At 34.0% G+C, this 24,622-nt stretch carries 24 protein-coding genes, 2 tRNA genes and 2 pseudogenes; 19 read left to right on the top strand and 9 right to left on the bottom strand.

Annotation, left to right across the window (positions count from 1 at the left end; translation table 11 throughout):
• Positions 1-1,083 (bottom strand): annotated as a pseudogene (gene ispD / locus ABWU29_RS00005) (2-C-methyl-D-erythritol 4-phosphate cytidylyltransferase); the annotation flags it as partial.
• Between the two features lie 263 nt (positions 1,084-1,346).
• Here ispD and ABWU29_RS00010 point away from each other — a divergent pair.
• From ABWU29_RS00010 to ABWU29_RS00040, 7 genes are all read left to right on the top strand, one after another.
• Complete coding sequence (locus tag ABWU29_RS00010) at positions 1,347-2,411, top strand: AI-2E family transporter (RefSeq protein WP_141456664.1); 1,065 nt, start codon at positions 1,347-1,349, stop codon at positions 2,409-2,411.
• A 129-nt stretch (positions 2,412-2,540) separates the two neighbouring features.
• Positions 2,541-3,176, top strand: a complete 636-nt coding sequence (locus tag ABWU29_RS00015; RefSeq protein WP_006280257.1) for a DnaA ATPase domain-containing protein — start codon at positions 2,541-2,543, stop codon at positions 3,174-3,176.
• A 205-nt stretch (positions 3,177-3,381) separates the two neighbouring features.
• Positions 3,382-3,552 carry a hypothetical protein gene (locus ABWU29_RS00020; protein ID WP_007549057.1) on the top strand — a complete coding sequence of 57 codons (171 nt, stop codon included), beginning with the start codon at positions 3,382-3,384 and terminating at the stop codon, positions 3,550-3,552.
• The gene (locus ABWU29_RS00025; RefSeq protein WP_174516851.1) at positions 3,542-4,528 is read left to right on the top strand and encodes a tyrosine recombinase; all 987 of its coding nucleotides are present in this window, start codon (positions 3,542-3,544) and stop codon (positions 4,526-4,528) included. Before ABWU29_RS00020 ends, ABWU29_RS00025 begins: the two co-directional genes overlap by 11 nt.
• Before the next feature lie 193 nt (positions 4,529-4,721).
• Positions 4,722-5,309 (top strand): lysophospholipid acyltransferase family protein, encoded by a 588-nt coding sequence (locus ABWU29_RS00030; protein ID WP_010081980.1) that lies wholly within the window; start codon positions 4,722-4,724, stop codon positions 5,307-5,309.
• 51 nt (positions 5,310-5,360) lie between these two features.
• On the top strand, positions 5,361-5,630 hold the full coding sequence (gene rpsT, locus ABWU29_RS00035; protein ID WP_012673338.1) for a 30S ribosomal protein S20: 270 nt from the start codon (positions 5,361-5,363) through the stop codon (positions 5,628-5,630).
• 80 nt (positions 5,631-5,710) lie between these two features.
• On the top strand, positions 5,711-6,961 hold the full coding sequence (locus ABWU29_RS00040) for a citrate synthase (RefSeq protein WP_264378162.1): 1,251 nt from the start codon (positions 5,711-5,713) through the stop codon (positions 6,959-6,961).
• Between the two features lie 189 nt (positions 6,962-7,150).
• Here the strand turns inward: ABWU29_RS00040 and ABWU29_RS00045 are convergent.
• Positions 7,151-8,294 (bottom strand): annotated as a pseudogene (locus ABWU29_RS00045) (transposase).
• A gap of 321 nt (positions 8,295-8,615) precedes the next feature.
• Between ABWU29_RS00045 and ABWU29_RS00050 the strand changes: the two are divergent.
• From ABWU29_RS00050 to ABWU29_RS00060, 3 genes are all read left to right on the top strand, one after another.
• Positions 8,616-8,972, top strand: coding sequence for a hypothetical protein (locus ABWU29_RS00050; protein WP_227738564.1), 357 nt, complete (start codon positions 8,616-8,618; stop codon positions 8,970-8,972).
• Positions 8,973-8,996: 24 nt separating this feature from the next.
• Entirely contained in the window at positions 8,997-9,299 is a 303-nt protein-coding gene (locus ABWU29_RS00055) for a hypothetical protein (protein WP_231115838.1), read from the top strand.
• 107 nt (positions 9,300-9,406) lie between these two features.
• Positions 9,407-10,933, top strand: a complete 1,527-nt coding sequence (locus ABWU29_RS00060; RefSeq protein ID WP_353280023.1) for an acyl-CoA carboxylase subunit beta — start codon at positions 9,407-9,409, stop codon at positions 10,931-10,933.
• 53 nt (positions 10,934-10,986) lie between these two features.
• Here ABWU29_RS00060 and ABWU29_RS00065 read toward each other — a convergent pair.
• Positions 10,987-11,059, bottom strand: a tRNA-Thr gene (locus tag ABWU29_RS00065).
• Positions 11,060-11,306: 247 nt separating this feature from the next.
• Here ABWU29_RS00065 and mutM point away from each other — a divergent pair.
• Both mutM and pdxH read left to right on the top strand, forming a co-directional pair.
• Positions 11,307-12,122 (top strand): bifunctional DNA-formamidopyrimidine glycosylase/DNA-(apurinic or apyrimidinic site) lyase, encoded by an 816-nt coding sequence (gene mutM / locus ABWU29_RS00070; protein WP_015589411.1) that lies wholly within the window; start codon positions 11,307-11,309, stop codon positions 12,120-12,122.
• Between the two features lie 16 nt (positions 12,123-12,138).
• Positions 12,139-12,732: a pyridoxamine 5'-phosphate oxidase gene (pdxH, locus tag ABWU29_RS00075; RefSeq protein WP_015589412.1), complete on the top strand. Its 594-nt coding sequence runs from the start codon at positions 12,139-12,141 to the stop codon at positions 12,730-12,732.
• Positions 12,733-12,735: 3 nt separating this feature from the next.
• Here pdxH and ABWU29_RS00080 read toward each other — a convergent pair.
• Positions 12,736-12,812: transfer RNA gene (locus ABWU29_RS00080), tRNA-Met, on the bottom strand.
• Between the two features lie 62 nt (positions 12,813-12,874).
• Between ABWU29_RS00080 and ABWU29_RS00085 the strand changes: the two genes are divergently transcribed.
• The 3 genes from ABWU29_RS00085 (at position 12,875) to ABWU29_RS00095 (ending at position 17,722) form a co-directional block, all read left to right on the top strand.
• Entirely contained in the window at positions 12,875-15,028 is a 2,154-nt protein-coding gene (locus tag ABWU29_RS00085; RefSeq protein WP_015589413.1) for a ComEC/Rec2 family competence protein, read from the top strand.
• A gap of 61 nt (positions 15,029-15,089) precedes the next feature.
• On the top strand, positions 15,090-16,787 hold the full coding sequence (locus ABWU29_RS00090; protein WP_141456661.1) for a hypothetical protein: 1,698 nt from the start codon (positions 15,090-15,092) through the stop codon (positions 16,785-16,787).
• Positions 16,778-17,722 carry an RluA family pseudouridine synthase gene (locus ABWU29_RS00095; RefSeq protein WP_041573544.1) on the top strand — a complete coding sequence of 315 codons (945 nt, stop codon included), beginning with the start codon at positions 16,778-16,780 and terminating at the stop codon, positions 17,720-17,722. The genes ABWU29_RS00090 and ABWU29_RS00095 overlap by 10 nt, the downstream gene beginning before the upstream one ends.
• 11 nt (positions 17,723-17,733) lie before the next feature.
• Here ABWU29_RS00095 and ABWU29_RS00100 read toward each other — a convergent pair whose 3' ends face one another.
• The 5 genes from ABWU29_RS00100 to ABWU29_RS00120 form a co-directional block, all read right to left on the bottom strand.
• Positions 17,734-18,084 carry a diacylglycerol kinase gene (locus tag ABWU29_RS00100; protein WP_007549043.1) on the bottom strand — a complete coding sequence of 117 codons (351 nt, stop codon included), beginning with the start codon at positions 18,082-18,084 and terminating at the stop codon, positions 17,734-17,736.
• 97 nt (positions 18,085-18,181) lie between these two features.
• Complete coding sequence (locus tag ABWU29_RS00105) at positions 18,182-18,370, bottom strand: hypothetical protein (protein WP_041573545.1); 189 nt, start codon at positions 18,368-18,370, stop codon at positions 18,182-18,184.
• Positions 18,348-18,692: an EndoU domain-containing protein gene (locus tag ABWU29_RS00110; RefSeq protein ID WP_227738569.1), complete on the bottom strand. Its 345-nt coding sequence runs from the start codon at positions 18,690-18,692 to the stop codon at positions 18,348-18,350. The genes ABWU29_RS00105 and ABWU29_RS00110 overlap by 23 nt, the downstream gene beginning before the upstream one ends.
• On the bottom strand, positions 18,689-18,976 hold the full coding sequence (locus ABWU29_RS00115) for a hypothetical protein (RefSeq protein ID WP_012673373.1): 288 nt from the start codon (positions 18,974-18,976) through the stop codon (positions 18,689-18,691). Before ABWU29_RS00115 ends, ABWU29_RS00110 begins: the two co-directional genes overlap by 4 nt.
• Before the next feature lie 49 nt (positions 18,977-19,025).
• Positions 19,026-20,222 carry a phosphoglycerate kinase gene (locus tag ABWU29_RS00120; protein ID WP_015589416.1) on the bottom strand — a complete coding sequence of 399 codons (1,197 nt, stop codon included), beginning with the start codon at positions 20,220-20,222 and terminating at the stop codon, positions 19,026-19,028.
• Positions 20,223-21,233: 1,011 nt separating this feature from the next.
• Between ABWU29_RS00120 and ABWU29_RS00125 the strand changes: the two genes are divergently transcribed.
• The 4 genes from ABWU29_RS00125 to ABWU29_RS00140 all read left to right on the top strand — a co-directional run bounded on the left by ABWU29_RS00125 (position 21,234) and on the right by ABWU29_RS00140 (position 24,604).
• The gene (locus ABWU29_RS00125; RefSeq protein ID WP_015589417.1) at positions 21,234-21,755 is read left to right on the top strand and encodes a cytochrome b; all 522 of its coding nucleotides are present in this window, start codon (positions 21,234-21,236) and stop codon (positions 21,753-21,755) included.
• A gap of 5 nt (positions 21,756-21,760) precedes the next feature.
• The gene (locus ABWU29_RS00130) at positions 21,761-22,789 is read left to right on the top strand and encodes an NAD(P)H-dependent flavin oxidoreductase (protein ID WP_353280025.1); all 1,029 of its coding nucleotides are present in this window, start codon (positions 21,761-21,763) and stop codon (positions 22,787-22,789) included.
• Between the two features lie 122 nt (positions 22,790-22,911).
• Positions 22,912-24,135 (top strand): hypothetical protein, encoded by a 1,224-nt coding sequence (locus ABWU29_RS00135; RefSeq protein ID WP_015589419.1) that lies wholly within the window; start codon positions 22,912-22,914, stop codon positions 24,133-24,135.
• A 94-nt stretch (positions 24,136-24,229) separates the two neighbouring features.
• Positions 24,230-24,604, top strand: coding sequence for a hypothetical protein (locus tag ABWU29_RS00140; protein WP_022626145.1), 375 nt, complete (start codon positions 24,230-24,232; stop codon positions 24,602-24,604).
• Positions 24,605-24,622 lie beyond the last annotated feature (18 nt).

A 24,622-nucleotide genomic window follows, 5' to 3' on the forward strand; every position in this document is an offset into this window, starting at 1 on the left:
ATTCATCATCAATTTCTAATGCTTTTGATATGAATTTCTTCATTTCTACTTTGTAAGGCGATATTTTAGGCTCTTCACAAACTATAGTAATATCTAAATTAGATACGCTGTACCCTTTTTCTTTTGCTTTTTTAGCAGCAAAGTCAAGGAAGTGAGATGAATTGCAATCTTTCCATTCAGAGGACTAGGAGGAAAGTGCTCTCCTATGTCGCCATATCCCAGTGCTCCGAGTATTGCATCAACGATTGCATGTATTGCAACATCACCATCAGAGTGCGCTTCTATTGCCATGTTGTGTTCAATTTTCACACCGCAAATTTTTATAAAGCTTTCAGCACCGTTTTGAACTTTAATGAACTTATGTATATCATAACCGGCTCCGACACGAAATTTTGGCTCTTCAAAAAGAAGCTTTGCCATATTGATATCCTCTTTTGTGGTTAACTTAAAATTGCTTTTCTCACCTTTAATAATCGCAACATGTTTTTTGTGCTCTACCATTAGTGATGAATCGTCAGTAAATTCTTTGACTGATTGATGGCATGATAATAATTCTTTGAAATTAAAAATTTGAGGGGTTTGTATGGCTCTGAGCTTTCCTCTTGAAATCGTAGATTCAATAAAACTATTACTCACCAATGACATAGTGTCTTCAACTTCTATTGCTGGAACTACTCCTGTATATTGATCATTAATCATAGATTCAACCAAGTTATCTATCAGAACATCTGACACAAAAGGCCTACAAGCATCGTGTATAACTACAAAATCTGGGTTAACTTTTTGTAAGCTTTCAAGCCCTAGTTTAACTGAACTTTGCCTGTTTTCTCCTCCGTATACAGGGCTTAGTAATTTAGTGTCTGTAATTAGTGATATAGCTTTCTCATAGAAACTTTCATGGTCTCTATTAATTGCTATTCTTATGTAATCTATATATTGGTTAGCCAGAAATCTTTTAATTGTATGAAATAAAACAGATTTACCTGCCAGTTTTATATATTGCTTAGGAATCGTAGAATTGCATCTACTGCCTACTCCCGCTGCAACTATTAATGCTGCTATTTTGTATTTCTTAGCGCACATATTTCTTTTTGTAGAAGCTTTCCTCTCTATCCAAGATTCTTTCCGAAAAATAAAATTTCTGACATCATATAAAAGTTACTTCCCCTATTAACTAGCATAATTATAATAGCAAAAGAGATATTTAGAGAGCTCAAAATCTATCTTTGCCTGCGGATTAAACAACTAAATTTTAGTAAAAAACGATAGTATTACAAATCGTAAAATACTTTCAACATAGGAAAAATAAATTGCATATTTTTCAGTAAATTAGCTATGCTAAACACATGCAAAAACGTCATATAACTATTTGTTTCATACTGCTTTTTATAATAGGGATGTTATTCCTGATGCGTCCTATGATTTTTCCATGTTTAATATCTATTATTATTGCATATTTGTTTAATCCGCTAGTAGTTAAGTTTGAAAAGTATAGAATACCGCGTTCATGTTCTGTAATTTTTATAATACTTATTTTATTAATAGCTTTTATACTAGTCATAACATTTGTTTTACCTATTATATATGTTCAAATTACTTCAATATTAAATTTCTTAGTGAGTAAAGTGCCTTCATTAAAGCTTAAAGTAATCCCCTCTGTATTAGAATTTCTTAATATAAAAATCGAGGATAGCTTATTTGATCACTTATCTAAAAATCTAGCAGAAAATTACAGCAACTATGTATCTTATTTCATGAATGCTCTTGATATTGCTAGTAACTTTATAATCCAAGTGTTAAGTTCAAGCTTTAACACGGTATCATTAATGGTGATTACTCCTGTAGTGTTTTTCTACATATTACGTGATTGGCCTTTAATTATAGAAAAAGCTAATAAATTAATCCCTATTCCTTACAGAGGAAAAATTGCAGATTATTTTTCCAAAGTGGATTTCATTATATCTAATTATCTAAAGGGGCAGGTAAATGTATGTATTGTCATGATGGTCTTTTACTCTGTGAGCCTGAGCATAATCGGATTGGAACACTCTATTGTTATTGGAATTTTATCAGGAATGTTAACGTTCATACCTTACGTAGGGCCATTATTATATACCATTATTGGGTTTTTGAGCGCTATCACTCAATTTAGTGGATGGTTTGAAAGTGCTGCCGTTTTGCTATTATTTGGTGTTGGACAATTAATAGATTCAAATATATTAGTTCCTTTATTAATAGGAAAAAAAGTTCATATACATCCAACTGTAATTATTCTGGGAATTACTATATGCGCTTCATATTTTGGATTTACAGGTATATTACTTTTTATTCCAATAATAGCAATGTTCAATGTATCAGTAGAATATGCAATCAATAAATATTTTAAAAGTGAGCTTTATAAAAACGGCTAACAGACCTTTTGCATAATCAATTTATGGTAAGAGGAGAAATGAGCCCAGAATACCTGACACATTTGAGGAGCGTAAGTAAATTTCTGCGCAAAAATTACTACCAGAAAGAGGTTACGTAAGAGGTTCAACGTGCAATTAAATTTATTTAACAACAATCAAGCTGATTATAGCCGGCAAAATTACATCATCTTAGATGAAAATAAGCACGTATATAATTCGGTAGTTAATGATTTATCTTGGAAATGTCTGATTCTTTTTGGACCTAAAAGCTCCGGTAAAACTCATCTTGCTCATATTTGGCAATCAATAAACGATGCAATCTTTATCAATGTGAATAACTTCGTAAGCGAGATTAGGTATAGCGATGCTTTTATTTTAGAAGACGTACAAAACATTAAAGATGAAGCAATGTTATTACATTGTTACAATTACATGAAAGAAAACGACAAGAGGCTGCTAATCACTTCTTCAATTTCACCAAAAAAGCTTAACTTCAAACTAAGAGATTTAAGTTCTCGAATATTATCAACTATCAGCGTAAAAATTTTGCCTGCAAGCGAGGAATTATTAAGAATTATGCTAATAAAACGATTTTCAGATAAACAGTTAAAAATTGATTTAAAAGTGATTAATTATATTTTAGCAAGAATAGAACGTTCTTTCTATAGCATTGATAAAATTATAGAAAAGATAGATAATGAATCTATAGGGTCAAATGTGACCGTTCCTTTTATTAGCACTTTATTAAAAAAAGATGCCATTTGATTTCTTCTTTTGTAAAGGTGTATATTAAAAATTTATTAACACCCATAACACTAACGTAATTGGAATCTCTATCTGTCCATGTTAGAATTATAATCAATGTTATGTTATAATAAATATAGATAGATACAGCTAAGAAGTATTCTATATTTATAGTAGAGCTCACTTTATAAGGTGTTTTTTATAGATTTAACGTTATAATTTAACTATGATAAGAGTAAGATTAAATTTAAGAAAAAGGTTAAAGCAAAAGTTTGTGATGTTCACTCTATTGATAAATGCTTTATTTGTCTCATATTTTCTCATAAGAAACACAGGGAACACTTCTAATCAAATTATAGCCAAAGAAATAAATATAGGAACTGATAATGAAAAATAAACAGTCGCAAAATAAAAAAGAAAATCTTTACATAACATATTACATAGATGCTTTAGCTTCAGAGAGGTTCGCTGCACAAAATACTCTGGAAAGTTATCGTTCGGATTTACACCAGTTTGAAGAATTTTTATTGGAAAGCGGCACTACCTTGGTTGGTGTAAACAAAACCAATATTAAAGATTATGTGAAATCTTTATGTACACAAAAAAAATATAAAAGTAGCTCTATATCAAGAAAAATATCCGCTATGAAAAATTTTTACAAGTGTCTATTTAATGACGGAATAATAGATTTTAATCCAGCGCCGGCTAATGATGCTGAATTAAAGAATCCAAAAGTTTCTCGTCCTTTGCCTAAGTATTTAAGTGTCGAAGAAATATTTTTGCTAATGGACACAGTGAGAAAATCAGCAAGCGAATCGAATAAAGAGATAAGCAGTAAAAGGCTATGTGCGATTTTAGATATCCTTTACTCTTCTGGAATGCGTGTTTCTGAACTAATTAGTATGAAATTATGTGAAGTGTCACATTTAATAAACAGTAATAACAAAGAATGCTATATAATAATAAAAGGAAAAAGTGGTAGAGAGAGGCAAATTCTTTTTAATGAACAAGCATTGCAGAGCCTTAGAAATTATTTATCAGTTCGTGATAATCTGATCTCTAAAGAAAAGGAATCCGATTGGCTATTCCCAGGTGATAAACCTAATAAACCAATTACAAGGCAGAGGCTCGGTCAATTAATGAAGGAGTTGGCAAGAAAATGCAATATTGATGAAAATAAGATCTCTCCACACGTGATTAGGCATTCTTTTGCTACCCATCTACTAAATAGCGGAGCAAATATTGTGTTGATACAGAAAGTTCTTGGCCATACTAACCTTTCTACAACACAAATATATACTCATATTGCTAACGAAAAGTTAAAGGACAAATTAGCTGATTCGCATCCTATTACTCAGATGATCAATAATTAAATTTATTGTTTTTAATTTGTAATAAAGTTAAATTTAAATAAATTTATGTGAGTTTGTGATTTCAAGTTTATTGTTTAATTTCTTTCTTATATTATGGGAGGTATTCTATACTTTCATTACTCTCCCTGTAATTTTCTTTTCTGAGTGTGTAATAACCATTTTCCTCGTCTGTTCGGTGAGAGTTGTATTATTCATGCTGCGTTTATTATGTGGCATTAAATATGAAGTGAGGGGAATGGAAAACATCCCTAAGCAACCTTTTATCATTGCATCTAAACACCAATCTCCATTTGAAACATTTATTTTTATACTACTATTTAGAAAAGCGGTTTTTATTTTAAAACGTGAATTGAAATGGATTCCATTCATTGGTTTGCATCTTATAGCGCTGAAAATGATTTTTATTAACCGTTCAGATGGTATCAGTTCTATACGCCATATAATCAAACTAGCAAAAATGCGTATAAAAGAAAATAGAAGCATAATAATATTTCCTGAAGGTACAAGAACAACTATAAACCAAAATATAAAATATCAACCAGGTATTGCTGCTTTATATAGCGTATTATCTGTTCCTGTGTTACCGGTTGCTTTAAACACTGGTTTGTTTTGGCCAAAAAGCATACTTTCTCTGAGAAAGAATCCCGGAAAGGCAGTAATAGAAATATTGCCCCCAATATATCCTGGGTTAAACAAAAATGAATTCTTGCAAAGTTTAGAAAAAATTATTGAAGAGAGAAGCAGTAGATTAACCATAGGAAAAACTGATATTGCAAATTAACAAAAAAACTTTATAATTAAAAGAAAAGTACAGTATTTTAGGTATTAATATATGGCAAATCATAAGAGTGCTAAAAAAATGATAAAGGTAATAGCAAAGCGCACTTTAATAAATAAGATGCGGAAAAGTAAAACTCGCACCTCTATTAGAAAATTGGTTGATATAATCAAGTCTGGCGACAAAGAAAATGTTGTTCTGGCATTTCGGAATGCTGAATCTAATTTACACAAGTGTGTGAATAAAGGTGTTATTCATAGGAATACTGCTGCGCGTAAAATAAGTCGCTTAAATGCAAAAGTAAAAGCATTGATGACCGCTTAATACGGTTAATGTAAAGTTAACTGTATTAATATATACTCCTCAGTTTGTATATTCTGTATAAAATTTAAGTAGCTTAAGTGATGGATAAAAAAGTGCTATTAGAACTAAGTAATGGATTAAAAATCGAGCTACCTGTATTAAGCGGAACAACAGGTCCTGATGTGTTAAATATCAAGGATTTATATAAGATGACAGGATTATTCACTTACGATCCAGGGTTTGTTTCTACAGCTTCATGCTCTTCTACAATTACATTCATTGATGGAGATGAAGGAGTTCTTAGATATAGGGGACATAATATAGCTGATTTGGCAGAGAATAATAATTTTACTGCTGTGATTTATTTATTGCTCTATGGTGAATTACCCAGTTCAGAGCAACACAAAAAATTTCTTCTCAAAATACAAGAATCATCCAAAGTATCAGAGCAAGTTACAAATGTAATTAAAGCATTTCCAAAAACTGCTCACCCTATGTCAATCTTAGTTGCATGTTTTGCAAGTTTGTCAGCATCTTATCATGAAAAGCATGGCAACAATGTCAATGGTGAAGACCTAGATTTTGGAATTTCTGCAATAGCGCAAGTTTCCACAATTATTGCAATGATTTATAGGCATATCAACAATCAGGAATTCATAAATGCTAACAATGAATTAAGTTACAGTGAAAATTTCTTAAAGATGATATTTGGCGATGCTGTTGATAATGATAAAAGCGCCCTTTTTGCAAAAGCTCTGGATAAAATATTTACTCTCCATGCTGATCATGAACAGAATGCTTCTACGGCGGCTGTCAGATTGGTGGGATCGGCTGGTTCTAATCTGTTTGCAAGCCTCTCTGCAGGAGTTGCTACACTTTGGGGACCAGCACATGGTGGAGCTAATGAGGCAGTTATAAATATGCTAAAAGAGATAGAGCAAAGTGGAGATATAGATAAATTCATCGAAAAAGCTAAAGATGATAAAGATCCATTTAAATTGATGGGATTTGGACATCGTGTTTATAAAAATTATGATCCGCGCGCGCGTATATTGAAAGGCGCTTGCCATGAGGTTCTAAGTAAACTAGAACAAAATAATGAACTGCTTAAAATTGCAAAAAAACTTGAAGAAATAGCTTTAAAGGATGAATATTTTATCGTGCGTAAGTTATATCCAAATGTTGATTTTTACTCAGGTATAATAATGAATGCTATTGATATCCCCTCAAATATGTTCACGCCTATTTTTGCACTTGCAAGAACCACTGGTTGGGTTACTCAGTGGTATGAAATGATAAATGATAAAGAAACTAAGATCTGTAGACCAAGGCAACTCTATTTTGGTAAATAAATTTATTTTCACTTCATTAGACTTCTTGCATAACCCAAACTAAGTAGAAAAAAGGTGTCATCCGAGTAGCTGACACTGGTTCCTTTACGACGGAAGTGTCCAGAGGTGTCATTCCAGTCTGGAATCCAGAAAAAAGGATGGTGTCATTCCGTATCCGTTCAGCCAATGGCGTCAACTTAAGAACTTTCATTAGCAAACTCTCCTAAAGACATGATGGCGTTTAGGCTTATCTACTTTATTGCGGCTGTCCCGGTCGGATTTTAACTTTAGCGCGTATACTTAAAAAGGGCTTGAAAGTTTTTTGGCGCAATAAGTACCTGATAGAGTTTCTGCCTCATTACACCAAATAAAACTGAAAAATTTAAACGATACTCAGTAATTTGATCTGGGTTCCAAGGCCCTTGTGCATCACATATATGAAGCGATAATATATTGCACATGACCAAGTTTGCCCAAAATTCTTGTAATACAGCCTCTCCAGAAAAATTCTCTAACTCTGCTCCTACTTTGAGTCGTTTATAGCACTCCTCTATGTGCCACCTTAACACATAAGCTTTGCTCCAAAGTCTCGGTCAAAAACTCTGTTTCTCAGTTGGCTAATGTCAGCACTATAACTCTTACTTTCTGTCCTTTCATTTTATTTTTTAGCTTTTCATTTTCTAATATAAAATCAAAATCTAATTCGCCAGCGTTCCCATAGCTTACTATAATTTCTTTTTTGCAAGCGAAAAATAAAATCTACTTCCAAATCATAATGCTGCTGAATGAATTTTACTGAAGACGATCATAGATAAATAATAATTTCTCTTGATTTAATAAACGCATTTGAGTGATAACTTCGGGTAATTGCTCTGCCGCCAACGTTTGTTCACCTATATTCCAAGCTGCAAGACGAGCACTACAAATTAGCGAAGTACACAAATCAACAAACAAATTGCCAATGGTGCCTGTTGTTCCATTTGGTTCAAACTCGGATACAATTTCCCCAGAGCTGGGTAATCTCATACCAGAACCATCTGCTGCAATAAGTCTATAGCCTCTCCAACTCAGGTTCATCCTGATAGGCTGTTTGGATGCTTAAATTCTTGAAAGCCTGTATGGCAAATCTTATACCTTGCTTTAGAAAAAGCTTGCTTTGAGGGTACATGTCAATGGCTCCATAAGTTCACATTCTATTCCCAAACTTTTTTTAACTAACTTTAAAATCATAGAAAATACTGTCGAAAAAGGAAGTTTTCTTGTTCGTGTAAAACTCAACACAATGGATTTTCTGAAAAGTTTTCGAGTATATTATATTTTTAATTTGTAGAATAAGGTTTTTTCCTTTTTGCATATTTCACCTAAAAAGGACACATTTTAGACTTCTTTGTTGAAATAAAACAGAAACAAAAGTGCTGTCCCTTGCACTCTTTGGATAATTTAATGATAAAAAATTTAGAGAGAAATTTTATACACTATCGCTGATATTTTTCCTTAAGTTGACGCCATTGCCTGAACACTTACCTAATGATGAAGCTATCGAAAACATAGCAAAGAGACTTCAAAAATCTATAGACGATGCAAAAAAGCACAAGGTCATGTTTAGTGTTGATGTATTCCAAGGAGAAAAAAGTCATCAATAATAGATTATTCGATACTGATCTTATACCACCTCATGGAGCAAGATAAAAATGTTACTGAGACTGGAAAAGAAAAACTACGGCCTCTTATGTTAGAAATGTTTAATCTAGTTTCAACAGGCACTGATGTGAGCCAAGAAGTTCGGAGATTATTGCCAGAAGATATACTGAAAGAACGCGGCGAATATTTGTCACGTCTAAAACAAATTGTAAGTGATAGTATTGAAAATGACAAAAAAAAAGAAATTGTAGTAGAAAGAGATAATAAATTTTATTATGTACAGTGTCCAGAAAAAAGTGTGATCACTCCTGCAAAATTTATGAACTCCCCGGAATTTAAGGACTTAGAATATGGTGCATTGCGAATAGGAGAAGGAGATAATCTAATCTGAATAAAAAGCTGGCAATATCATGATATGCAAGGCAAAGTAAAAATGACCTTTAGGGTAGGCGATGAAAAGATCGAAATGATTTTATCTTCTGAAAAAGCTGAAAGTTTTGGTAAAATAATGGTACATATGGATGACAAAAGTTGTGAAATCTTCTCAAAGTACCTAAAAGAGCTAGAAAAAGAACCTCGTATAAGCAAGGTTGTTGAAGCTGCTAAAAGTTTTGCACAAACAAAAAGCAGTGCAGTTAGTCCACCTCTTTCTAATATGAAAAGTGTTGACACATCGCAACATTTTCAAAGTAGTGACCATGAATCACCAGAGCATTAACAATTATCATACATACATTGTTGCATATAGCAATAGTGTATGTGTATAGTTAGTAGGGTTTGTAAACTTAATAAAGTCTACAACTAATTTGAAAACTACTTTATTGTATGCAAGACTTTAAAATACTAGAAAATCTAAAAACCAAAGCACTAGAAGCTGAAAAAGGAGGCGGTTCTGACAGGATTACCAAACAACATGAAAAAGGGAAATTAACTGCTAGAGAAAGGCTCAGTATATTGCTCGATGAAAGTTCTTTTGCAGAATACGATAAATTCGTAAAACATCATGCAAATGATTTTGGCATGCAAAATGCTAATTTTTTAGGTGATGGGGTAGTGATTGGTCATGGTACTATTTATGGCAGAAAAGTTTTTGTTTATTCTCAGGATTTTACTGTCTTTGGTGGTTCACTTGGTGCGTCACATGCAAAAAAAATATGCAAAATTATGGATATGGCAATTAATGCCAGAGTTCCAATTATCGGACTAAATGATTCTGGTGGAGCCAGAATTCAGGAAGGAGTAAATTCTCTTGCTGGTTATGGAGAAATTTTTCAAAGAAACGTAAATGCATCGGGTGTTATACCACAAATTTCTTTAATTATGGGCCCATGTGCAGGAGGTGCAGTTTATTCCCCAGCATTAACTGACTTTACTTTCATGGTGAAAAACAGTTCATATATGTTTATAACCGGGCCAGATGTAGTAAAAAAGGTTACCTACGAAGATGTAAGTTTCGAAGACCTCGGTGGAGCAAAAATTCATACAAGCAAAACAGGAGTAGCGGATTTTGCATTCAATAATGATGTTGAAATGCTGCTAAAAATGCGTGAATTCTTTACTTTCTTACCAGCAAATAATCAAGAATCACCAAAATCTGCACCAATCTGTAATGATGTTGACGACATTGATGAATCCTTAAACACTCTAATTCCTACCAATCCTAATACTCCTTATGATATGTATGAACTCATTGAAAAAGTTTGTGATGAAAGGAATTTCTTTGAACTGAAACCTGATTTTGCTCGTAATATCATAACTGGTTTTGGTAGAATTGGAGGAAATACTGTCGGTATTGTTGCAAATCAACCTATGCACCTTGCAGGATGTTTGGATATTGATTCTTCAAGAAAAGCTGCGAGGTTTGTAAGGTTTTGTGACGCATTTAACATTCCGATCATCACACTTATTGATGTTCCAGGATTTTTGCCGGGTACAAATCAAGAATACAATAATATAATACAACACGGAGCGAAACTGCTTTACGCTTACGCTGAAGCGACCGTGCCGAAAATTAGCCTTATCACTAGAAAAGCGTATGGTGGTGCATACATTGTTATGAATTCGAAACATCTAAAAGGTGATATAAATTATGCCTGGCCAACTGCTGAAATAGCTGTGATGGGCCCTGAAAGTGCAGTTGAGATTATATTTCGACGCGAAAAAGATCAGCAAACGTTAATTAAAGAATATAAAGAAAAATTTGCTAACCCATTTTTTGCTGCATCATATGGATACATTGATGACATTATAGTGCCAAGTAAAACAAGGTATCACTTTTGTAAAGCATTAGAGCTACTCAAAAACAAGAAGGTAGAAAGGATATGGAAAAAGCATGACAACTTACCTCTGTAACTTTCTTCTAAGCCTTGCTTACAAGTTATGCAATATTATAAGTATAATCAGTGTGCCGTTACCAAGACTCGAACTTGGGACCTCGTCATTACCAATGACGTACTCTACCACCTGAGCTACAACGGCAAGTTTATATATTATGATAATGAATAACACAAAAAAGAATAAGGAAAAAGAAGAGGAGAAAAAAAGATTAGCGAAAGCTTTAAAGCAAAATATTTTGAAAAGAAAAAAGCAGCAACAGAGTAGACAGAGAACCCTTTCAAAACTCGTTTGTGGTGAGGAATTTTTAGGAGAAAGCACCGCAGAATACTCGAATGTATTTGAGAACGACAAAATTACCATCAGAAACTTAAGTTTTGAAGGAGGTATCATGCCAGAACTACCGGAAGTGGAAGTAATCTCTAATTTTTTGCTTGATAAAATTAAAAACAAGCAAATCAGTAATGTTATAGTGAATAATTGGAATTTACGTGCCCCAATAACAAAAAATATTGATGATATGCTAAAGGGCAAAGTCATACGCAACATCAAGCGTAGAGGTAAGTATACCATCTGGAATACAGATGGTAGTGTGGCTGTAATCATACATCTTGGCATGAGCGGAAAGCTTATATATGCTGACCACGATCAAATGCGGAATAAGCATGATCACGTGGTATTTTTATTTTCTGACAATACTTCAATAATTTTTAATGACCCAAGAAGATTTGGATTAGTTATCGTTTTAAATAAAGAACAAGAAACGGATTTTTTTAGCGATTTTGGAATAGAGCCCCTCACGGATGAATTCAGTGGAGACTATTTACAGGAGTTGCTGAAAAACAAAAAAGTGAATATCAAATCAGCGTTAATGGACAATAAATCAATAGTTGGCGTAGGCAACATATATGCTTCTGAGAGCTTGTTTAGAGCCTGTATATCACCACTCAGGTCAGCAAAAAACTTGACCTATAGAGAGTGCGAAAAACTTGCTGCTGAAATAAAAAATACTCTGAGTGATGCAATTGCTGCAGGCGGTTCAACACTGAAAGATTATGCACAGCCATCTGGATCTGCTGGATACTTTCAAAATAACTTTTACGTATATGGTAAAGTTCAAAAACCTTGCAAGATTTGCAATAATATCATAACACTTATACGACAAAATGGCCGTAGCACTTATTTTTGCAACGCGTGCCAGAATTAAGATTTTATTTTTTGATATGATATTTTCACTTGAAAAAGATCCATTTGATTTGTTTTCAAAGTGGTACAAAGCAGTACTTAATTCTCCGTGTGAACAACCAACTGCAATGACGCTAGCAACTTGTAGCAAAGACTGTATTCCATCTGCAAGAGTGGTATTACTAAAGGAATATAGCAAAGAAGGTTTTGTGTTTTTCACTAACGTAAACAGTAAAAAAGGGAAAGAATTGACTGAGAACCCCAAAGCTGCGTTAGTGTTTCACTGGATAGAATTTTCTAGGCAGGTAAGAATTGAAGGAGAGGTTAAACTTCTAAACGATGAAAGAACTGACAAATACTTCTCTTCTCGAGCACGTGATAGTCAAATTAGCGCATGGTGCTCAAAACAATCGAGCATTCTGAAAGATTGGCAAGATTTTGAGCAAGCTATTGAATTGAAGAATAAAGAATTTTATGATCAAAAGGTCCCTCGTCCTGATTTTTGGGTGGGATTTTGCGTAATCCCAAAAGTAATTGAATTTTGGCAAGAAGGTGAATATAGGAAGCATATTAGATTCAGATACACTCTTGTTGAGGGAAGCGATTGGAAAGTGGAACAACTATATCCTTAAAAATGGTTGCGGGAGTAGGATTTGAACCTACGACCTTCAGGTTATGAGCCTGACGAGCTACCGAGCTGCTCCATCCCGCGTCGTTGCTTATTTAGTTATTATATATACAAATAATGAAAAAAGAAAAATAAAATTTCACCACATGCAAATATCGACACACTTATTAACTTTTCTTGACATAATAGTTAGTTATATACGTAACAATCTGCGCAATGAACAATATAACTTGATACTGTGGTTTCCTGTTTTTCAGTGTGTAGGAATTCTAACCTATTTTTCCCTAAGTTTTGAACCAAGCTGCATATCTATTTTTCTTTTGCTTTTACCCACACTAATTTTGATTGCAATATTGTATAAAAGGTACGCGATATTGTGTATCGCTTTAATTGCAGTGCTCATAGGATTTACAGCTAGTAAATTAAGAACAGCTTTAGTTGATACTCAAATTCTTGATAAAGAGAGATATGTAAAAGATATCGTTGCCACAGTGAAGGATATTAACGACAGGGGCTCATATAAACAATTTCTGCTTTCTGTTGAAAAATCCCCTACTATCTCAAAATCCTCTCCTGTCATCCCAGCGCCCCCTTTTGTCATCCCAGTACTTGATACTGGGATCCAGAAAAAAAAGATATGGATTCCAGCGTCACGCGCTGGAATGACACCGGATAGAGCTCTAGATAACATCAGAATATCAGTTAGAACCAAAGTGGAAAAAGGCATTAAAATAGGCGATCAAGTAAAATTATCAGCAAAACTCTTCCCTCTAAAGATTGCGCCCTCGGAGTATGCATACGATTTTGCAAGAATAGCATATTACCAGAAAATAAGTGCAACAGGCTTTGCAACAAGCAAAATAGCCCTGCACAAAAAGGCTGAAGCAAGGAAATTTCAAGAATATATAGAATCTTTCCGTCAATACATTTATGAAAACCTGCAGCAAAATATCAAGAAACCACATGCGGATATAATCTCTGCATTACTGATCGGTAAAAAAGATGGCATAGATCAAAAAACTATGGACGCGATACGAGATTCAGGTATAGCACATTTGTTTGCCATATCTGGTTTGCATTTATCATTCGTTGCTGGTCTGTTTTTTGTAGTGTTTCGTAATTTATTCGCAATATCTGAAACTTTGACTCTTAAGTATAACACCAAGAAAATATCTGCATTCCTTACTATCTTGCCAACCACGTTTTATTTGTTGATTACCGGTATGCAAATTTCTGCTCAGCGTGCCTACATCATGGTGATTTTAGTACTCGTTGCAATAATGATAGAGAGAAAATATCGAGGGTTAATAGCAATTGCGTTTGCTGCTTCAGTGATACTCTCAGTAGAACCAGAAGCAATTTTAAAGCCTGGCTTTCAGATGTCATTTTCTGCTGTTTTGGCACTGGTTGCCAGTTATCAGATCAATGCCAACAAATTATTCAAAATAAAAATAATGAAATATTTTGTGTCGATAATGATCAGCTCAGTAATAGCAAGTTTAGCAACTGTTCCGTATACGATATATAATTTTAATTATTTTTCAATTAGTGGCATTATCACAAATTTAGTTGCTATACCGATAGTTACATTAATTATTATTCCACTTGGAATAATCTATGTTTTTTTGATTCCTTTGGGTATTGAGTGGATTATAGCGCCACTTATAGAGCGCCCAATTGACAGCATTTTGTATATAACAAACGCTATCGCTAGTCTTCAGTATTTGGTTATTCCCATTCGTACTTTTCCTGCCTCATCAATTATTATAATAACATTTGGGTTATTGTGGCTGTGCTTGTGGGAAAGAAATTGGCGTTTTTTGGGATTTTTTTTTATTGTACTAGGTATTTGCTTTAGCGCTGCATATAAAACCCCCGACATCCTAATAAATGCTGATAATGTTGCTGCAAAGGAGAGTGATAACTTACTATATTCTCTCACTAGAAAAAGCAGAAATTTTGTTATCAAAACGTGGGCAAAGCAAAACGGACAGAACCAAATTTTGAATCATACAAAATATAGCAATCCAGATAAAAGACTAAAGTATGGCTGCATATATAATAAAGGAAATAATAAATTAGTGCTGCTAGCTTATAAAAAAGAAGATATTTCAGAAAATTGTGATAAAGTTGATTTAACAATTCAATTAAGTGAGTTTGACTATTCAGCTTGCAACGCTAAAATTATTAAACATGCTGATCTAGAAACGTATGGCACACATTCTGTTTGGTTAACAAATCGTTACGTAAAGATTAATACAGTGCGCTCCAATAGGCCTTGGCACATGTTGAAAAATTAAGAAACTTGATTTTAAGGTTTGGTTAATGTATACCTAAATAAGTTTAAACTAGAAAAATGTTATGGTTACAGACACTCAAGATCCTTTCAAAGACTATTTTGATTTTTTAGGATTTAGAAAACTTTCTGACCAGCCCAGTAGAATTTTGAGCTCTATAAGAAAGTATTCTGGTACTATATCGATAGCAAGTACCATTGCTACTCTTATAGCATTTACTGCCTTTTCTATTCAGCCTGTTACAGTAAGTATTGCTGGGTTTGCGTTCACGCCAGCACCTCTTGCCTTTATTCCTCTTATAGTTCTCTTATTTACTGCTGTTATAAACTTTATAAATACACAAAAAATAAAAGAGAATGAGATAGATAAAAAAGTAGGAAACTATCAAGTTGATGAACAGTACAGCCAGATTGTTCAAGAAGCCGAAAAAATTGAAATTGTAACAAATTTAGATAAAAAGGGGGAAAAGCTTTCAATAGTTTTACCAATTTCTAAGACGCAGAGAGAAATACTAGAAGATATAGAAGCAGAAAATAGAAATAGGATTCTCTTGTTTACTGGATCATATGTATTTGGTACTATTATAGTAGTTTCAGCAATATCACAATCCATTAATGCTCCAATAATATTAATAGCTTTATTAGTCGCTATTCTTTTATGCATCATATCAACACTTAGCAATCTAATAAGTAATAGCGTGGATCATGAAAATCATACTATTAGAAAACACAGTTCTTTAGGTCTTCTATTTCCATACTGGTCTGGAAAGGGCATGATTGTATCAGTAGTAGAAAATAAGCTTGGTAAAAGGGAAAATGAACTAATATCTCTAATGAAAAAACTACTTAGTCCGCTTTGCAACTCATTTGACAGTAACCTTAAAAAAGCTTGCGATTTACTTGATAATAGTCTTTTAAAGCCTGCAAATATTAACATTAAAGAAACGCTTGATCACCTAAAAAAAATCAGAGAAGACATCAAAAAAGATTTAGATTGGCTACATGCAGAAATTTCAGAAGTTTTAAATAACACTAAAGAATTGACAAAAAAAGCACATTCACTAGATATTGAAGGTACTTTTTCTAGGTTAGAGAATGCTATTAAAATTGCTGAAGATAAAATTGAACGATTTGAACCAAGCCGCTTTGTAGGCTGGCTTCAATCAACTACGCAGTCTAATAATAACGAGTTCCTTAGCATGCTAAAAAAGTTAAAAGAGGATACAGAAAAGGAAAAAACGGAATTGAAGAAGCAATTAAACGTAGTAAGGAATGAATTAGAAGAAATAAAAAAGAAGCAAGCTCAACCAAGTACGCCTGATTTAGAAGCTAACAATGGAAATAATACTAATAAATTATTAGTATTAGAAAATAAAGTCAAAGAACTACGTGACACAGTTAGAAAGTTAGAGCTGGAAGCAGAACAAAATAAGCTGCAGCAAAAGAAGGAAAAGTTAGAGCAAAAAAAATCTGAACAAGAAAAAACAGATGAATGGAAAGAAAAAATCAACGGCAAACCAAGTGACTTTCTATATTATTTATTAGAATCTATTAAGCTGGAAGAAAAAGATAATAAAGAAAAAAAGGTTGAGGCAACATTACGAGATTTTGATAATAAAGTTACAATCTACTGGAAAGATGGCTCTCAAACAATTTGCCATATTAAAAAACAAGGTGATCTGCAAATTGAGTCTAGTGCAACAATGTTTACAGACCCAAATGTTCAAGCAGCATGGGAAATGGCGCGGGGTAAATCACTATAGATCACTCAATAATAACCTTAAGTGTTAATAATGATAAAGAGAAATTAAGGTTAGACACCTATATAGCTGAAAAATGCAACATATCACGCAGTAAAGCTCAAAGATTGATACAAAATGAGCAGGTGAAATTACTTGGCATACCGATAATTAATAATGATCACATAGTAAAACCAGGTGAAGAGTATATAGTACATCTCGTTCAACCTGACATATCCACATCAATTGAGCCTAATTATGACATAAAACTTGATATCGTCTATGAAGATGAGGATATTATAGTTCTGAGTAAACAAAGTGGATTAACAGTGCACCCAGGTGCTGGGACAAACAATGATACGCTTTTGAACGCAGTTATCGCTCACCTTAATGTAAGACCAGGAATTGTTCATAGACTCGATAAAGATACTAGTGGGCTAATGGTAATTGCAAAAAATGAAGCAGCCCATAGTTTTTTGTCTGAATTGTTATCGAATCGCAAAATAAAGCGGGAATACTTAGCAGTAGTTTGGGGAACATTATCTTCTCAGCAAGGCACGATAAAAACTAACATTGCTCCCAAACGCGGTAATAAAGAAATGATGTGTGTAACAAAAATCACAGGCAAATTAGCAATCACTCACTATTTAGTGCAAAAAGTTATAGGACAAGTAAGCCTCGTTAAATGCACTTTAGAGACAGGCAGAACACACCAAATTCGAGTCCACATGAGCCACATAGGACATTCCATAGTTGGTGATCAAGTTTATGGAAAAAATAGTAGTAAAAGCACAAAATATGCTAAAAACTCTAGTTTTATTCGTAATTTCAATAGACAAGCACTACATGCTTATACACTGGGCTTATATCACCCCAAAAGTAAGGGATACATGGAATTTGTCTCTGATTTACCGCAAGATATAAAAACTTTAATTGGTGAGTTTGACAACATATCTTAATAACATTCGTATTAACCTATCAATATTATCATCCATGTTATCAGGAAGTTAATTAATGAAAGAAAAACTGCTGCACTACCTAGATCTTTCACCTTTTTTGAAAGTATGTGTTGTTCACTGGAAATACGCTCAATTGTCGTTTCAAAAGCAGTGTTAACAATTTCCACAATTAACACCAGGAATAGGCTGCTTATCATTACTGCACGTTCTAGATTACTTACATCCAAAACAAACAAAATTGAGACACATACTATAAAAAGCAGTAACTCCTGTCTGAACGCAATTTCTGATATAAAAGCTGATTTTATTCCTTCACAAGAGTATTGAATTGCTTTTATTAGACGAATAATGCCCTTCTTCATTATTATTCACAAAACCCTTTAATCAAAATTTTAACTCATTTGGATTTGCTACACCCTATAGCATTTTTATCATTTGTTTACCCTATTGGTTTTGAAATTAAGATTTACCGCAACTACAATAAGTACTCTTATCATCACATTTTGGTGTTAAGTCAGGATAGAACGTGAGTATAGCATCATTCTTTCTTACAAACACTGATTGATAATCGTCATCTTCCATTTCATATAGACACATTCCATCTTTTCCTAATTCCTTAAACGCCTTAGTTGCAGAAATTATCGGCATGAAGGTTATATGCGTATCCATTTGGGCATTTAACTTTCACTTCCCCATCCTTACCTAAATATTTCATTCCAAATGTATAAACTGGCGGCTTAATATCTGATTTATTGCATAGGGACTTATCATTCCAAATTGCACCTGCCCATTTATCTTCTTGAGCTTCAACATATCTACCTACAAAATGCATACCACCTAGTTTATCGTTTGGCTCACCACAAAAAATATGTCCAAACCCTATAGTTTCTTTTTCACTTTCACTATTTGTAAACCAAATGTTAGCCAGTTCATCTTTAAGTAACTCCAAATCCGCATCTGGCGTAATCACTTATATATTCCTTTCACTACTTCTTGATGCTGCGGACAACTAAGTAAAATTTTGAAATCTTCTTTATCTGGATGTGCTCCCCAATCTCCACAAACTTTCAACACTCCTCTATCGAAGTCAGTTAATTCTGAAACGGTGGCTGGTTGTGAACTGAAAAATGGTTCAAAATTGACTTCAACATTTTCTTCTACATAGCCGGTGTGAAAATAATGATCCTTAATATAAAAAATAAATCCTATTATTGGTATTATTAAACACAAAATTAGTTTAACTGTCTTCGACATAATCACGTTCACAAAAAAGCTAGCCTATAAGAAATAATTTAAAAAAGTTTTAATCTAATCGTTTTTGCAGAGCAGCAACTCCCGGCATTTCATCGCCACTTAACCAATCTAAAAATGCTCCTCCACCAGTGGAAACATATGTAAAATCCTTATCGGTAAGGCCTGCAGCGCTTATTGCAGATAGACTATCGCCTCCCCCTATTATGCTGGTTAACTTTCCTTTGTGCGTTAAGTCACTTACGATTTTCATTACCCCTATTGTACCACTTGCAAAAGCTGAATGTTCAAAAACACCAATAGGTCCATTCCACAGCAGAGTCTTACTGCTTGCTATTATACTGCTTATTGTACTCAAAGTTTGTGGTCCGATATCCAAAATTATATCACCGTCCAAAATGGACTCAGTTCTTCTTGAAATACTAGTGCTGTAATCAGAGTTTACTGCAACCAGAACGTCTTCTGGCACAACTATTTTGCAATTGTTTTTATTTGCTGTTTCAACAATATTATGTAGAAGGTCGTCAACACCATTTTGAAAGAAAGATTTCCCTATATTTACTTTGCTAAATGACAAAAAATTATTGGCTATTGCACCACCTAGAACTAGGTAATCAACCTTTTCTGTTAGCTTCATAAGCACTTTTATTTTAGTTGATATTTTAGCTCCCCCAACTATCGCAGTAATAGGTTTAGCTTTAAATGATACAGCTTTTTCAAGATACTTTAGCTCATCTTGCAAGCAAAATCCCGCATAAGAAGGTAAAAATTCTGTAATGCGTGAAATAGAAGCGTGAGCTCTGTGAGAGCAAGAAAATGCATCATTTACATATATATCCGCTAGAGATGCTAGTTGTTTGGCAAAATTTGAGTCACTTTGCTCTTCCTCTTTATAAAATCTTAGATTCTCTAGTAATATTATATCTCCTGCATCCATAACACTTACTGCTCTTTGTACTTTTTCACCAAAGCAATCGTCAATGAATTTCACTTTTTTATTTAGTAACTGCGATAAAGTGTCAATTACATTTTTTAGCGACAGATTATTGTCTCTGGCCTTTGGGCGTCCAAAATGTGATATAATAATAATCTTTGCACTCGCATTCACTAAATACTGAATAGTAGGCAATGCTCTCAAAATACGAGTGACGTCACGAATTTCTCCATCTTTTATAGGAACATTGAAGTCAACTCTGAGTAAGACGGCTTTATTGTGAAGATCACAATTTTCTATACTAGGTATACTCATTGTAAAACTAAAGCTATAAAGTCACTATACAGCAGTTTGATCTAAAGTAAAGTTTTAAGCTTACGAACGTTTAAGGAAATTTGCATGCCAAACGCTTGACACTGGAACCTTATCGTCATGCCGCCACGAACCGTCATACCGCCGCGGCGCTAACAAGAGATCCCGCTAACACGTAGTGGGATGACAAATTGCTTAACCGTCATACCGCTACGAACCGTCATTCTGCCGCGGCGCTAACAAGAGATCCCGCTAACAAGCAGCGGGATGACGAATTACTTAACCATCATTACACCGTCATACCGCGATTCATTCGCGGTATCTCTTAACATAGATCCCCTACTATACCTTAACATAGATCCCGCTAACACGTAGCGGGATGACGGTTGTCGTTTAGCTATAAATATTTAAGAAATTTACTAAATGAAAAAAAAGGCAAAAGAAGCCCTGAGGTTATTATCCGCTTTAAAATATTGGCGTTTTTTATGTTTTAAACGCTTGACAAGCGAGATTCAGCCGCTTTTAATTGCAACTAACCTACGCTGCAAATGTTTAAGAAATTTACTAAGCAGAAAAAAAGACAAAGAATCCCCGAGTTAGCTAGTCTTTTACTATCTCTGTCGAGTATTGGCATTTTTTGATGTCTTGTAACGCTTTATAAGCGCGTTCAGCTTATTTAGATAAAAATCTAGATGTAGATGAAGTTTTGTAAAGACATACAGTATCTATATACTGCAAAAAATTGAACATAAGACGCCGATACATTAAGTAATCCTTACCTTTTAATCTGCAGATTGGCGAAAGCAAATACAATAGCTTCAGTTTCATGATAAGGGCGCTGGCGAAGGGTGTCAAGTAAGTTTTTCGTTTAATCCGTTTCTTGATTTAGGTGCCCTTGACTTCCGGCTGGGTCGAATTTGTATAGCTACATTGTTGGTAAATCTAAATTGCTTTAATAATTTTGATTGAAAAATAGTTTTTCTATTATATAAATGCTACTTTAGAGTAATCAAAATGGAAGACAATAAATATAGCCTAGGTTTAAGAGTTATCCATTGGTTGATGGCTGTTTTTATTATCGGTATGCTTTGCTCTGGACTTTATATGAAAAGCTTACCACTTAGCAATGAAATTAAGTTCAACATATACGCTATTCATAAGGCTTGCGGTATCACTATTCTTGGATTAATCATAGTACGCATATTTTTTCGCGTCTTTACTTATGTTCCACCACTTCCAGCAAATTTTTCTCGGTTTGTAATCAATATAAGTAAAGCAGTGCACTTTGGTTTGTATTCTTTAATGGTGCTAATGCCACTATCTGGCTATGTCATGTCTTCTGCTTCTGGCAAACAGATCAAATATTTTTTCCATATCCCTTTGTTGATTAATCAAAACAAAGATCTAGCTAACACGGCTAACGAGCTACATTCGATGCTTGCATATTTTATGGTACTCTTTATAATCTTACATATACTTGGCGCTTTGAAGCACACATTTATAGATAAGCAAAACATTTTTAAACGTATGATATAGGTTATATGTTAAGTAGCCTCTGGAAAAAAGGAACAGATTTTCTTGGCAGTGAGTTTGCTATAATGGGTGGTGCTATGAGCTGGGTTTCAGAGAGAAACTTGGTCTCAGCAATCTCAAACGCTGGTGGTTTTGGTGTGATTGCATGTGGTGCAATGTTCCCAGACTTACTGGAAAAAGAAATCATAGAGACACAAAAATTAACTAACAAGCCATTTGGTGTAAACCTAATTACTATGCACCCAAAGTTGAGTGAGTTGATAGATGTGTGTATTGAAACGAAAGTGAGCCATGTAGTGCTTGCCGGTGGACTGCCAACAAAGCCTAATATAGAAAAAATCAAGGGTGCAGGCATTAAAGTTATGTGCTTTGCACCAGCATTAAGCCTTGCGAAAAGGTTAGTAAAAATGGGAGTAGATGCATTAATAATAGAAGGAATGGAAGCAGGTGGGCATATAGGTCCAGTGAGCACTTCTGTTCTTGCACAAGAGATATTGCCTCATTTTAAAAATGAACAAATACCAGTGTTTGTTGCAGGTGGAATAGGCAGAGGCGAAGTGATAGTTAATTACTTAGAAATGGGAGCAAGTGGCTGTCAAATAGGCACATTATTTGTCTGCACTAATGAGTCAATTGCCCACAAAAATTTTAAGGAAGTGTTTATTAAATCGGCCGCACGTAATGCAATACCTTCTGTACAGATAAGTGCTGATTTTCCTGTAATTCCTGTAAGAGCTATAGCCAACAAAGCAAGTGATGACTTCATGAAGCGTCAAAAAGAAGTTATTGATGAATACCAAAAGGGCCAGATCTCAAAAGAAGATGGGCAGCTTGAAATAGAAAAATTCTGGGCTGGAGCTTTAAGAAGAGCAGTAATTGATGGAGATGTTGAAACAGGATCTCTAATGGCTGGCCAAAGTGTTGGCATGGTTGATAGGGAAAAGCCTGTAAAAGAAGTAGTGAATATGTTAGTTCAACAAGCAAAGAATCATATTAATAGCAAATCTGTAGAAGTAGAAAGCCCAGAAAGCAAATAGTTAAGCGACCTTCCAATAAGCAAGTTGCCGCAATTATTTATAATATGGCATAATTGCCCAGTTTTAATGTAAAATTAACGCTAAAGAGGTATCTATACATTTTGTTATGTATGGAGGAGTCTATGCTAAGTTCTAAAAAAGATATTAACCAACAATTGCACGACACTATATACAAAAAGGTAACAAAAGAAAATCATAAATATGGAAGCCCACAAAAGGGAGATGGAACTATCAAAAAATGCATAGAGTTGTTCAAGGAAGGAGCTAGTCCTGAGGTATTAACTGAATTAGAAAAATCGCTGAGAGAACAATTAGAAAAATCACCAGAAAAACAAGAGGAATATCAAAAACATTATAAGTATTATATCGAAAACTTTCTTCCTGCATTGAAAGATGAAGTAATAAAATCAGAAGAACTAGCTGTACCTACAGTATTTAACAATGAAAGAGAACAATCACAAAGACCACAAACAATAAGAGGAAAAATAGTAAAAACAATTTTGGATATTACTAACAGGAGCAGCAGTGTAAGCTCAATACCAAATGCTGTTGAAGAAAATATTGAAGATCAAATGCAGCTAAAACATATTGAAGAGCAAAACAACACACAAGAAACACCCTTGAATGTAGCTGAGAAAAAAAGTGGTGATAATAAAATACTTAGTAATTCAGATGTTGCAGAGGAAGTGTTTGAAAAATATAGCAAGGTTGTGAAAGAAATAGAGGAGAAGAAAACTTCTAAACTCAGTAGTGGCAATGACTCAGATAGTGGAATAGACTCACCTAGAACGAGTAAAGAAAGTTTGAAATCACCAGTAAGTAGCAGAAGGAGCAGTTTAACTTTAGTAACAAGCACTTCATCTGAGGAAAGTTTAAACTCAACATTGAGCTCTGTTGAAGGAGATAATGGCTTACAACCAGAGGGTGGAGAAAAAACTGAGTTATTAGAATCAAATTTGGAATCCCCAAAAGAAAACGAGACTCAAGTGCAGCCAGAGCAGACTGTAAAAAAAGAGCCAAAAATGCAAGAAAATGAAAACTCAGATGGTCAAGCAAATCCAGATCAAGTTAAGAAAGATATCCTACTTAAAAACCAACCCAATAACAGAAATCTTCACGTTGCACTTGTAGCAGGTTGTGCTCTCTCCACAATAGGGTGCATTGTTGCAGGAGCAATGACATCAGGATTGATAGGAGCAGGACTACTTGCTATGGTTGCAGTGCTTGCTATAGCAGCAGTAGCTGAATTGCATTCAAACTTCCTATCAAGTAAATTAACATCCATTAATGTGAGTCCTCTTGTTGATGATAAGAGCTTACAGCATGTTCACAGCGGTAAAAATTAAATATGTGTTACTTGTAGTGGATAAGTGAATTCAGTTCTTGCCTATTGATATAAAAGTTGTTATATTTGAGGAATGTTTAAAAGGTGTTTAGTTGATGCGCATTCAATTGAATAAAGTTTTGGTTTTTATAGCCTTATTAAGTTTCATTTTTGCATCATATTCTAGCGAAGCAAGTTCGGCGAGTGATGAATTAAAGGGTATACAAGAAACGGTAAAAAATTTTATTTCTTCATTTTCAGTTAAAGATACTGTAGAAAATATGAGTCCTTCAACAATCATAGGGTTGTGTATAGCTGCAGTGATACTTGCAGTAGTGTTCAGAGGTCTAATCTTTTTTATGATAATGTTTGGTGTACTGGTCCTGATGTTCGGTAGTACAGAAAAGGCAACAGACTACTTAAAAGAAAAATTTAACTTTGCAAAAGATATAAAATTACAATCCGATAGCGAAAAAAAAGATAAAAATTAAGATAGTATTTTTATCTTT

Origin of the sequence: Wolbachia endosymbiont (group A) of Phasia obesa (assembly GCF_964028125.1) — a bacterium.
In the GTDB taxonomy this organism is placed as follows: Bacteria; Pseudomonadota; Alphaproteobacteria; order Rickettsiales; family Anaplasmataceae; genus Wolbachia; species Wolbachia pipientis.

What these genes read in the sequence shown, in the direction of transcription:
- ABWU29_RS00010 (WP_141456664.1), top strand. Translation starts at nt 1,347, where the DNA reads ATGCAAAAACGTCATATAACTATTTGTTTCATACTGCTTTTTATAATA.
- ABWU29_RS00020 (WP_007549057.1), top strand. Translation starts at nt 3,382, where the DNA reads ATGATAAGAGTAAGATTAAATTTAAGAAAAAGGTTAAAGCAAAAGTTT.
- ABWU29_RS00025 (WP_174516851.1), top strand. Translation starts at nt 3,542, where the DNA reads ATGAAAAATAAACAGTCGCAAAATAAAAAAGAAAATCTTTACATAACA.
- ABWU29_RS00030 (WP_010081980.1), top strand. Translation starts at nt 4,722, where the DNA reads ATGCTGCGTTTATTATGTGGCATTAAATATGAAGTGAGGGGAATGGAA.
- rpsT (WP_012673338.1), top strand. Translation starts at nt 5,361, where the DNA reads ATGGCAAATCATAAGAGTGCTAAAAAAATGATAAAGGTAATAGCAAAG.
- ABWU29_RS00040 (WP_264378162.1), top strand. Translation starts at nt 5,711, where the DNA reads ATGGATAAAAAAGTGCTATTAGAACTAAGTAATGGATTAAAAATCGAG.
- ABWU29_RS00050 (WP_227738564.1), top strand. Translation starts at nt 8,616, where the DNA reads ATGGAGCAAGATAAAAATGTTACTGAGACTGGAAAAGAAAAACTACGG.
- ABWU29_RS00055 (WP_231115838.1), top strand. Translation starts at nt 8,997, where the DNA reads ATGCAAGGCAAAGTAAAAATGACCTTTAGGGTAGGCGATGAAAAGATC.
- ABWU29_RS00060 (WP_353280023.1), top strand. Translation starts at nt 9,407, where the DNA reads ATGCAAGACTTTAAAATACTAGAAAATCTAAAAACCAAAGCACTAGAA.
- mutM (WP_015589411.1), top strand. Translation starts at nt 11,307, where the DNA reads ATGCCAGAACTACCGGAAGTGGAAGTAATCTCTAATTTTTTGCTTGAT.
- pdxH (WP_015589412.1), top strand. Translation starts at nt 12,139, where the DNA reads ATGATATTTTCACTTGAAAAAGATCCATTTGATTTGTTTTCAAAGTGG.
- ABWU29_RS00085 (WP_015589413.1), top strand. Translation starts at nt 12,875, where the DNA reads ATGCAAATATCGACACACTTATTAACTTTTCTTGACATAATAGTTAGT.
- ABWU29_RS00090 (WP_141456661.1), top strand. Translation starts at nt 15,090, where the DNA reads ATGGTTACAGACACTCAAGATCCTTTCAAAGACTATTTTGATTTTTTA.
- ABWU29_RS00100 (WP_007549043.1), bottom strand. Translation starts at nt 18,084, where the DNA reads ATGAAGAAGGGCATTATTCGTCTAATAAAAGCAATTCAATACTCTTGT.
- ABWU29_RS00105 (WP_041573545.1), bottom strand. Translation starts at nt 18,370, where the DNA reads ATGCCGATAATTTCTGCAACTAAGGCGTTTAAGGAATTAGGAAAAGAT.
- ABWU29_RS00115 (WP_012673373.1), bottom strand. Translation starts at nt 18,976, where the DNA reads ATGTCGAAGACAGTTAAACTAATTTTGTGTTTAATAATACCAATAATA.
- ABWU29_RS00120 (WP_015589416.1), bottom strand. Translation starts at nt 20,222, where the DNA reads ATGAGTATACCTAGTATAGAAAATTGTGATCTTCACAATAAAGCCGTC.
- ABWU29_RS00125 (WP_015589417.1), top strand. Translation starts at nt 21,234, where the DNA reads ATGGAAGACAATAAATATAGCCTAGGTTTAAGAGTTATCCATTGGTTG.
- ABWU29_RS00130 (WP_353280025.1), top strand. Translation starts at nt 21,761, where the DNA reads ATGTTAAGTAGCCTCTGGAAAAAAGGAACAGATTTTCTTGGCAGTGAG.
- ABWU29_RS00135 (WP_015589419.1), top strand. Translation starts at nt 22,912, where the DNA reads ATGCTAAGTTCTAAAAAAGATATTAACCAACAATTGCACGACACTATA.
- ABWU29_RS00140 (WP_022626145.1), top strand. Translation starts at nt 24,230, where the DNA reads ATGCGCATTCAATTGAATAAAGTTTTGGTTTTTATAGCCTTATTAAGT.